Below are 8,925 nucleotides of genomic sequence, written 5' to 3'. Positions count from 1 at the left end.
AATCATTACCTTATAATGAGAATTCACTTTTTTCATTTTGAATCTTTGACCATATTTTTCAAACTTATTAATTAAGTTATTTGCAATTCTATCACTATTTAAACTTCTATTATTTTTTTGTGAACTATAGCTGCTATCTTCAATTCCATATCGAATCTTTATATTGACTCCTCTTTTAAGTGCATTTTCTATCTTTATTATCAGTTCTTGATTTACTACATAATTATTTAACCACGGACTAGCTATGCATAAACTAATTTTAGCTCTATCAAAAGACTTTATAAATTCTTCACGTATTTCCTTATTAGCTAGATGGAACATTTCATCTTTAGTACCTATTATTCCAATCATATTATTTATTTTGCTTTCATAAGCTTGTATATCTTCAATTATATATTTTTGATTTTCATATCTTATATATATATCAGCTAAACCTTGTAATTTGTATGTAGCTTTTTGCTCTTTAAGTTCTAATCTCAACTCATTTCTGTCTAATTGACCTATAATATTTTCAATCTTTATAATCTCATATGTCTTCATAAAACATAAAGTATATATAACTTTGCTTTCAGTCAGTATATTTTCATATCTAGAAATCCTCTTTTCAAGTTCTTCCTTTTTATTATAAATATCATCTATAGTAAAATTATTACTTGAATCTATACACTTATCATAGCTCTGTAATTTGCCTTTATATATTTTATATTCTTGCCTGTCAAAAGCTTCAAATTGTTTCTTTAATGATTCTATTGACCAATCTCTTTCTTCTTTTTTTATATTTTCTATTTCTTTCTGTCTTATTCGTTTCAATTCTTCTTTAGAAAGTGTAATATTATTCTTCTTAGCATTTATTAAAGTTTTGCAAGCCATCCCAAGTCCAAATGTAGACATATATACAAGTGGTACTGTAGTAATTGCGCCTGCAAATGGAATTATAGTCTTATAAAGCCCTAATATAACTTGTTGAGATAAAACTCCAAAACCTAATGTTCCTACAAGATACGCTAAGATTTCTTGCACTGTTGCATCATTTGTCTTGAGCCCTAATACTTTACTCAAATATGTAACCATTACAACTTGAATAGGACTTAATATAAATAGATCCGCAAATGGTATAGGTTGAACTGCAACTATTCCACATATTAAAGCTGTAGCATTTACAATTATGTTGGCTTTAGTATTAGAACTAATACTAGGATCTTCTACTACTGATTCTAATGTTTCTTTTAGCTCAAATGATTTTTGGCTAATTAATTTTTGTATTTCAGTTAACCCTGACATTTTTTTTGATATTTTATTACCTTTTAAAAAATTCATATTCATTTTAAATCCACCTTACACCTAGTGATATACATTATAACTATATTTTAACACAAAATAAGAGCTTACTTTACATAAACTCTTAAATACATTGCTTTTACTTAGATGCTATTATATTATGATACCCTCTTTATAGGAATCCACAATTCACAAAATAAACCTGGCTCCCCTTCCTCAGGATAAATTTCATAGTCAGTATCTTCTGTTTGTTCATAGTCTGACTGTGGTAAGAATTCTTTAAAAAATCTACTCCACATTTCACTGATACAATCACCATTATTACCGTAGCATTTAAAAACCACATAGGTTGCCGAATCAACTTCCCATATACGGTAACCTTTTTTAAGTATTGCTTCTTCGTTATCTATATTAGTATCTTCATCAATAATTACTCCAATTCCATAATCAAAAGTTATTTCATTTTCTTTAGTAGGGCTGCATAGACCATATAAATCTTTTTTACCATCTCGTCTCAAATTCCTGATCTCGTCTACTAAATGTTCTTTATGACATTCACCCCAAAAATCTGGAATATCATGATTGCCAGCTTCATTAATAATTTCATTACTAAATGCTCGCACCTTTGCAATAAATCTTTGTTTGCCTGTTTCTTCAATCCTATAATTCATAGTGCTTCCGCCTTCCAATATAATTTTAATGGCTAGAGGATTGAATAGACAGAGTTGAGTTCCTTTTCTTTTAGCTAACTTCGGTGATACACCATGAAATCTCGAAAAAGCCTTTGCAAAACTTTCAGGAGTTTCATAACCATACTTATAGGCAACCTCTATAATTTTACTATCAGTTAGCTGTAATTCTTGTCCTGCTAGTGACAACCTTCTGTTACGAATGTACTCATTTGCTGTCATCCCAGCCATTAGGCTGAATATTCTATGAAAGTTGTAACACGACATATACACCTCTTTTGCTACATCTTCGTAATTGATCTTCTCTAGGAGATGACTCTCCATATAATCAATTGCACCTTGTAATGACTTTCCAAAACTCATCTATCCTCTCCCCTTTCACTATGTATTATAAAATTCCTTGTAAAAATATTCCTGTCCTAGTTTGCAGTATTTTGTCCTGTATGCTTTTTAATTACCAGTACCTGCATCGATTAATATTTTAACATAAAATCCCTTAGCCTTGACATATATGTTAAGATTAAAAAATTACCTACTCCATATTATTTCTTCTTACTTTATCACATGCAAAAGACACTTTAAGGTGATAAATGGCTGTTGTTATATTAGTGCATCCCCCTCAAACCTGCGTGTTTTCTATAAATTGTTATATTGTTATCTTTTTTTATTTTTTCCCATTCATAAAATAATAAGGAGCCAAACAAAGAACAATTTTAAAAATTGCTTTTTATTTGGCTCCTAAGCTTTTAAATAAATTCAAACCTTGGAAATAAAAATATTGGTATTGTATAAGTTTTGTTTGCTATTCCTCCTTGCGTTAATCCTTTAAGATAAACTGCAAAATCTATTTTTCCATTAGAGAATCACATGTTTTGTTGCTAGAACCCATTTTACATTTTGTTAAATCTTCATTAGGAATGTTTTTTAATTCAATTATTTCTTTTAGAAATTCAACATCAAATCCAGCTATTAATTGATTATTAATTTCCATCAGAGGACGTTTAATCAATATTGGGTTACTACATAAAAGATCTAGAGTATCTTCCATAGATAATGCTCCTGGTATTACAGTTCCAGCTTTAACATCTGGAGCATTTTTATTATACCAATCTTCAATTTCAAGTTTTTCTAAGTAAGGCTTTAAAGTTTCTGGTGTCCATGCTTTATCAAAAATTGAACGTTCCTCTACAGTATGACCTGACGATAAAAGCAGTTCTTTTTGACGTTGGCCTCCCTTGCATCCTGGCTTAGTATAAAAAATAATATTTGACATAATTTGTACCCTCCTTCAATAACTTTAATATAATTTGCTTATATTTTAACCACTGCAAAATTGTATTGGTTAAGTTACACATTAACTTTATAAGTCTTATCCCGGTATTTATACAATCTTTTCAAATGAATCTATTAATTTTTCCCTATCCACGAGGTAACATATTTATATTTATCATGACTTTTATTACTTAATACCTTAATTTCACCCTTTAATCCTTTTTCCTTTGCTGTCAAGTAAAAGTGACATATACCGATTCCCATATCAATTCTGCTCATTTCACTTTTTCCTTCTGAGTAAAAATGATAATTATTGCCTTCTTTTAATATCCTCCAAGGCTGCTTATTAACAGCTGATGGTGCAAGTCGAACCATTTCCAAAACTTCACCATACTCTTTAGCTTCCTCATATGTTAGAGGATTATCAAATTTTTCATTGAAGAATATTTGAGCAAAATCTTTTCTTTTAGGTCCATTCTTTTTACTAAATAAAGCTCCTAAAATGGATTTTTTACCACCCTCAATTCCTACTGGTGAAACTATTGGTAATAGTTCATCTTCCTTTAACTTAACTGCTTTTGCGAAATTCCCTTTGCTAAAGGTTCCTCCAAGCCAAACTGTTCCAATCCCTAAAGATGTACAATACAATACTACTTTTTCAAAAAGAAATCCTAGATTCTCAAAATCATAATCACCATTTTTGCAAACTGCAACCAAATAGTAATTAGCACCTTTTATAACTCCATAGGTTCCTAATTTTACTTCTTTATTAGCATCATTCTTCTGGATTAATGATATTCTAACCTTGGTGCCAAATGGACCTCCTGAATCATTGATTTCATCTAAATATGCCTGAAGCTTTTCTTTTATCTCATTTGATAGTTCTGTATTTTCATAATTTCTTACAGAATGTCTCTTACTCACTATTTCATTCATTGATTTATTAAAAATATTTGCCATAGTTACCTCCCTATTTTATTCTATCTCTTTATTTATATTATTCATATAATTTCTCTACATAACACTTAGTTTTATACATTCTAACTATATTTTAACATAAAATAAGATCTTACTTTACATAAACTCTCTCCATTTGAATTTCGCTGTGATAATATAGATAGCCTTAATAGAATGCAGTTTATATAAGAAAAGGTATAGCTAATATCGCTATACCATTCTACAAATTCTGCCTAATCATATTTTAATCACACTAATTTTTAAATTCTTTTGGTCTTGAATCTATATAAAAATCGATGTCTTTCACAATATAATCCTGACCTGTTGTATGGAGCACATCATAAAATGATTTAATATAATCAAAAACCTTATTATCATTAAAAATTTTAAGTGCAGCTTTGCCCGATATATTATGTGCTTGTTTATAACTTTCGATACAAAAAACTGTGAAATCAATAGACCTGTTCATTACTTTCACCTACCTTATACTTGTGGAAAACTTATCTTTCCGCTGTTCCTTTGTTCTAAAAACATTTCAAATAATTTTTCAGTACTATATTGCCAAAACTTTGTCTCTTCTCTCTCTAACAATTCATATAAAATTAATATTAATTATAACCTAAATTTAATTTTATTAAAACAGAATGCAGCATGTACTTAAAAATATGCTACGATAAATACTCAATATTTATGTCTATAGAATTGCCAATTAGAAACAATAGTAAAGTGCTCTATCCCAACAAGATAAGCACTTTACTATTGTTTCTCATTTTTAGAATGGTATTTCATCATAGGAATCATCAAACTTCCCTGATTTATCTATCATAGGTCCAATAATCATTTTCCATCTCATAACAATATCTCTGCCATAAAATAAATTCTACAAATTCGAAAGAGTAGCTTGTTCTTTCCGATATAAAATCATACTCTTCATCACTGCTAAAACTAAAACCTTGTGACTCCATTTTTGAAAGGAATATTTGATCTGAATCTATAATTTGAATTTTTTATTTTCTAGTTATAATTACAAGTGTATTTTAACATAATAAGAGTTTAATATTGCATAAACTCTCAAAATTTTAACCACTACAAAATTGTAGTGGTTAATTTTCACATTAGCTTTATAAGATATTTGTACAATCTTTTCAAATGAATTTAATTAAATCTATATATTTATTATTTAAATAACTCTTATTCTTTCTTTATACTCTCCAATGCTTTCCTGATCTTTTTCATCTAAACTTAGAATATAGTTCTTAAATTCATAATACCATTCTTCTATATATTCTCTGTCAAAGTTTGAATCTGATATATGCTTTGTAAGGAGAATAAGCTCTATCTTTGATAAGCTTTTAAAGAGAGCTATATGCTCACCTTCAAATAAGCATTCTGCATTTAATATATCTATCATATCTTCTAAACTCTTAATATTATTCTTTATTAATTTGATCTTATCTTGAATTAAAGAACATTCCCTTATTTCTTCACTCAGATGTTTAAATGCAGCATTGCTTAATTTTTTTCCATCTATATATTCTATAAATTCATCATCTTCATTTTTATTTAAAGATATAAATACTGTTTCTAATCTATTTACTTTAATACTTTCATATAACCAGTCTTTTAACTTAATTGCAGATTTTCTAACATAATCTATTAGTTCGTTATTTTTAATACTTAGAATACTACAACATTTATCTGCATATTTTAATACTTCCTCTTGCAGCTTTTCTACAGATAAGTTTTCTAATTTATTTTTTATAAGCTCTCTATCAGCACTATTTATATCTAAGCTGCTTAAGGATTTCCCACATATAATTAGCCCTAGTGAATTTATGAGCACTAATTCAAATACATTTATCAAAAGCTCTTCACTTCTCTTATCATATCCTTTTAATAATTCATTGATTTCACTAATGTTAAAATTACTGCAAAATTCATTTTCAAGACTTAAGATTTTTAAATAATTCCTTATATATTCAATTCCCTTGTAATTCATATTGTCCATATAAAGTTGATAATCTATTGAACCTTCTCCTTCATGGGGTGCAAAGAAATACTCATATTCTTCAAAAAATAATGAAATCCCATGATCTATAGTATCATCATATGAGTAATTATTTATCTTAAGCTTATTCTCCATAATGTCTTCTAAAAGATTTTTACTTTCTTCTACTGTTACTTTTATTAAATCTCTACCAGTTTCCAGCATTTGAGACAAGCTTTCATTCTTTAGCTTTTCTATTATTAGTTCAAGTGTATTAAATGTTTTTAAATAAAATCCGAGTGTATAATCAATACCTTCCATCAAGTTTTCTGCTACTTCTACCATTACAGAACTACTTTCATCTTTTGTGTAATATTTTAGTTGTGTTTTTAATATATCAAGCCTTTCATAAGATATCCTCTTTAAAATACCTTCATCTAGAAATTTTTTCTCATAGCAGGCTACTAAAACATCCTTTAAAAAATGGTCCTCACTAAAATTATTTTCTACAAAGTAGCTATATTTTTCAATGCTCTGCCTGTTTTCCATAATTCATCAATCCTTTTCACTATCAAGATTTGTATAATCTTTAACACCATTTCTTATATTATCAGCAATTTTATACAGCACTTTTCCTTCTAAAAGCTCTAAAGATCCTTGGCAGTAGTTATCAAAATATTCCTTCATAATTTCTATGAGTTCCTCATCACCTATGAAGTCTAAAGTTTCATTTTTATAGTTATAAAAAATTTCTACTAATTCATTTATAGTTTCACTATAGTTATGCTGGGATATATATGGTGAATCACGAAAAGCTATAATAAGTTTGTTTATTATCTGGCCATTGAATTCAATTCTTCCACTTTTCTCAAGAGCTATATTTCTTGTTTTAATAATTTCTTTTACATCTTCTTCATTTAACTTTAAGCTATAATCACGTGTAACCTCATTACACTCAATTATTTCATCAAATACCTGCTTTTCTAGTGAGTTATTTTCAAATAAATTAATAATTTCATTCAATCTTAAAACTTCCTTTCAAAAAAGTATTGACTTAATTTTAAAAATATGTTATGATTAAAATATATACATATTATCGATTATTATAACATTGGTAGTTACTGCTGTCAATGTGTTTTGACGTTAAAAGAGTATCTTCAAAATTGAAGATACTCTTTTTTTATATCCGAATCACTAAAATGAATATATTTCTTACCCTATCCACTATGCAACATATTTATATTTATCATGACGTTTATCGTCTGGTGCCTTTTTTCCGATTTCCTTATCTTAAATTCCCTCTATAACTATGTCAATATTTTAATCTGTAGCTTTTTGGATTAATAAAACTCCACCTTTCTACTTTTCTTTTGCTCATACATCAATTGATCTGCACATTTCAAAATGTCATGAATATTTTCATTAGCGTTACTATAACATGCCATTCCATAACTGAATTTAAATTCATATGGTTTCTCTTCAGTTTTATTATATGCCTCAATGTTTTCATTTAAATTTCTAATATAATTCTCAGCTATTTCTTGCCGCTCACCTTCTAATAAAATTAAAAACTCATCTCCACCTACACGTATCAATTTTTTTCTTCTTAGTGGGAAACTCTCAACAAGTAGATTAGCAAACATTTTAAGTGCTTCATCCCCTTCGTTATGCCCGTATTGATCATTAATATTTTTAAAATCATCTATATCAATATTGATTATAAAAAGTTTATCAATCTTCTTAAATGATACATTTTCAATATAATGCTCGTAGGATGAATAATTTTCTAGTCCCGTCAACCTATCTCTATGTACCTGGTCATTTAATATAAAAATATAAATAATAACTATCATCATTGCAGTACCATTCCAAATGGTTAAATAACTAGAATATACAAGCTGAATACCCGTAAATACTCCTGCTGCAATATAGAATAAATTAAATATACGAAGCTCCCACCAAGAAAACTTTTTACGCTGCTCATAAATAAAATATATATTATAGCCAAAGTAGAAGTAACTTACGCAAGGTAATATAAAAAATAAAGGTCCACGTTCATAAATATTCTCACTAGTTACATAAAAAAGTACGTTTATACTATAGCTTATAACTGCCATTATCCCATTTATGAATAATGGTAGTAGAAGTATTTTATTTAATTTAATTTTCTCTTTTTGATACCTATCTACCCATTCTTTACTGAATATATATCCTAAAAATGGGATAACAGGAGTCACTGTAAATCCAAGAACATTGACCATCTTTTGTACCACCATAAATTGCTTTAAATTTGGATTATTTAATAAAACGCTTAAAATCTCCAGCATTATAGCAAATGCTGTTAATCCCATAATCCACATAAACAATCTATTAGTTATATTTTTTCTATTCATATTGAAATAAGTATGTCCAAATAAAATAAGCAATAAAATAAATAAAACTATATTAACTTGAACTGGTGATAAAAATGCCATGATATATTAACTCCATTTCTATTCAAATATAAGATATACTTAATATATTGATTTCTTTTCATTTTTAAGATTAAGTTCTGAGACTTGTTTCTCTTCAATCTGCTTTATAATTGCTTTTATCATACTTATTCTTTTTTAATGTGATTGCAATTGCAATTACTAAAATTATAATAATGTATAGCCCCATCATATAGTTTTCTCCCTTTACCCTTATTTTAGCACTTAAATAATCAAATTACATATTATATGCATAATAACTATATTTTAA

At 27.8% G+C, this 8,925-nt stretch carries 9 protein-coding genes; all 9 read right to left on the bottom strand.

Features of this window, described 5'->3' with window-relative positions; all coding sequences use genetic code 11:
• Positions 1-1,323 (bottom strand): DUF697 domain-containing protein (locus tag CLCHR_RS23155; protein ID WP_079442270.1); only part of this gene is annotated, 1,323 nt, incomplete at its 3' end.
• Between the two features lie 113 nt (positions 1,324-1,436).
• A complete protein-coding gene (locus CLCHR_RS23150; RefSeq protein WP_079442265.1) occupies positions 1,437-2,330 on the bottom strand; it encodes an AraC family transcriptional regulator in 894 nt (297 codons plus the stop codon).
• A 481-nt stretch (positions 2,331-2,811) separates the two neighbouring features.
• The gene (locus CLCHR_RS23145; protein ID WP_079442263.1) at positions 2,812-3,240 is read right to left on the bottom strand and encodes a thioredoxin domain-containing protein; all 429 of its coding nucleotides are present in this window, start codon (positions 3,238-3,240) and stop codon (positions 2,812-2,814) included.
• Positions 3,241-3,374: 134 nt separating this feature from the next.
• Positions 3,375-4,199 carry a nitroreductase family protein gene (locus CLCHR_RS23140; protein WP_079442262.1) on the bottom strand — a complete coding sequence of 275 codons (825 nt, stop codon included), beginning with the start codon at positions 4,197-4,199 and terminating at the stop codon, positions 3,375-3,377.
• 250 nt (positions 4,200-4,449) lie between these two features.
• Positions 4,450-4,665, bottom strand: a complete 216-nt coding sequence (locus tag CLCHR_RS23135) for a DUF3791 domain-containing protein (protein ID WP_079442261.1) — start codon at positions 4,663-4,665, stop codon at positions 4,450-4,452.
• A gap of 346 nt (positions 4,666-5,011) precedes the next feature.
• A complete protein-coding gene (locus CLCHR_RS25045) occupies positions 5,012-5,161 on the bottom strand; it encodes a hypothetical protein (protein ID WP_169896872.1) in 150 nt (49 codons plus the stop codon).
• 215 nt (positions 5,162-5,376) lie between these two features.
• Positions 5,377-6,732: a DUF6179 domain-containing protein gene (locus CLCHR_RS23130; protein ID WP_079442259.1), complete on the bottom strand. Its 1,356-nt coding sequence runs from the start codon at positions 6,730-6,732 to the stop codon at positions 5,377-5,379.
• A gap of 6 nt (positions 6,733-6,738) precedes the next feature.
• Positions 6,739-7,206: a DUF6323 family protein gene (locus tag CLCHR_RS23125; RefSeq protein WP_079442258.1), complete on the bottom strand. Its 468-nt coding sequence runs from the start codon at positions 7,204-7,206 to the stop codon at positions 6,739-6,741.
• Positions 7,207-7,523: 317 nt separating this feature from the next.
• Positions 7,524-8,657: a GGDEF domain-containing protein gene (locus CLCHR_RS23120; RefSeq protein WP_079442257.1), complete on the bottom strand. Its 1,134-nt coding sequence runs from the start codon at positions 8,655-8,657 to the stop codon at positions 7,524-7,526.
• Positions 8,658-8,925: the final 268 nt, after the last annotated feature.

The organism is Clostridium chromiireducens (genome assembly GCF_002029255.1).
In the GTDB taxonomy this organism is placed as follows: Bacteria; Bacillota; Clostridia; order Clostridiales; family Clostridiaceae; genus Clostridium; species Clostridium chromiireducens.
The sequence above is the reverse complement of the archived record's forward strand: the minus strand, read 5'-3'. Positions and strand labels throughout refer to the sequence as shown.

Bases quoted from the DNA above. Each gene is read 5' to 3' on its own strand.
- CLCHR_RS23150 (WP_079442265.1), bottom strand. From the start codon at position 2,330: ATGAGTTTTGGAAAGTCATTACAAGGTGCAATTGATTATATGGAGAGT.
- CLCHR_RS23145 (WP_079442263.1), bottom strand. From the start codon at position 3,240: ATGTCAAATATTATTTTTTATACTAAGCCAGGATGCAAGGGAGGCCAA.
- CLCHR_RS23140 (WP_079442262.1), bottom strand. From the start codon at position 4,199: ATGGCAAATATTTTTAATAAATCAATGAATGAAATAGTGAGTAAGAGA.
- CLCHR_RS23135 (WP_079442261.1), bottom strand. From the start codon at position 4,665: ATGAACAGGTCTATTGATTTCACAGTTTTTTGTATCGAAAGTTATAAA.
- CLCHR_RS25045 (WP_169896872.1), bottom strand. From the start codon at position 5,161: ATGGAGTCACAAGGTTTTAGTTTTAGCAGTGATGAAGAGTATGATTTT.
- CLCHR_RS23130 (WP_079442259.1), bottom strand. From the start codon at position 6,732: ATGGAAAACAGGCAGAGCATTGAAAAATATAGCTACTTTGTAGAAAAT.
- CLCHR_RS23120 (WP_079442257.1), bottom strand. From the start codon at position 8,657: ATGGCATTTTTATCACCAGTTCAAGTTAATATAGTTTTATTTATTTTA.